1 protein-coding gene is annotated in these 1,087 nt (G+C 71.4%); it reads left to right on the plus strand.

Features of this window, described 5'->3' with window-relative positions; genetic code table 11:
* Positions 1–1,087 (plus strand): SLC13 family permease (locus ACTJLF_RS34575; protein WP_440884895.1); only part of this gene is annotated, 1,087 nt, incomplete at its 5' end.

The raw sequence follows: 1,087 nt of genomic DNA on the forward strand, positions 1-1,087 counted from the left end.
CGGCGGCGGCGGCAACGGCCTGCTGTGGGTGCTGGTCGCCGTGGCGGTGCTGTTCGCGTTCCTGCACCCGCGCGCGCCCATGGACTGGCTGCGCCTGGTCGACTGGCAGACCGTCGGCGCGCTCGCCGGCCTGCTGGCCATCACCCAGGGCGTCGAGAAAAGCGGCATGCTGCAGGCCACCGCCCAGCGCCTGCTCGCCCGCACCCACAACCAGCGCAGCCTCGCGATGCTGCTGACGGCCAGTGCGGCCTTTCTATCCGCGCTGGTCACCAACGACGTGAGCCTGTTCCTGCTGGTGCCGCTGACACGCGTGCTCGCCACCCAGGCGCACCTGCCGCTGGCGCGGCTGGTGGTGCTGCAGGCGCTCGCGGTGAACGCGGGCTCGGCCCTCACGCCCATCGGCAATCCGCAGAACCTGTACCTCTGGCACCGCTCCGGCGAGGGCTTCGTCGCCTTCATGGGGATGATGGGCCCGACGGTCGCGGTGATGCTGTTCTGGGTCTTCGTGGCGGTGTGGCTGCTGGTGCCGCGCACGCCGATCGAGCTCAAGCCGCAGGCCGAGGCCGCGCCGGTGCAGCCGCGCATGCTGGCGCTGTCGGGGCTGCTGTTCATCGGCTTCGTGATCGCACTCGACCGGCACTGGCTGCTCGCGGGCCTGGGCGTGGTGTTCGGCGTGTTCCTGGTGAGCTATCCGCGCGTGCTGCGCGGCATCGACTGGGCGCTGCTGGCGATCATCGCGCTGATGTTCGTGGACCTGCGCCAGCTCGCGCAGCTGCCCGCGGTGGTGTCGCTGCTGGGCCACTGGCCGATCACCGAGGGCTGGCGCGCGTACCTCGCGGCGATCGTCACCTCGCAGTTCATCAGCAACGTGCCGGCCGCGATCCTGCTGGACGGCCACGTGCGCGACCTGCCCGCGCTGGCGGCCGGGGTGAGCGTGGGCGGCTTCGGCTGCGTGCTGGGCTCGCTGGCCAACCTGATCGCGCTGCGGCTGGCGAAGCTGCCCCGTGGGCTGAGCGAGTTCCATCGCATCAGCATTCCGTTCCTGGTCGTCTGCGCAGCATCGGCGCTGCTGCTGCGGCTGGGGTGA

This window comes from Variovorax sp. 22077 (assembly GCF_052044195.1).
GTDB lineage: Bacteria > Pseudomonadota > Gammaproteobacteria > Burkholderiales > Burkholderiaceae_C > Variovorax > Variovorax atrisoli.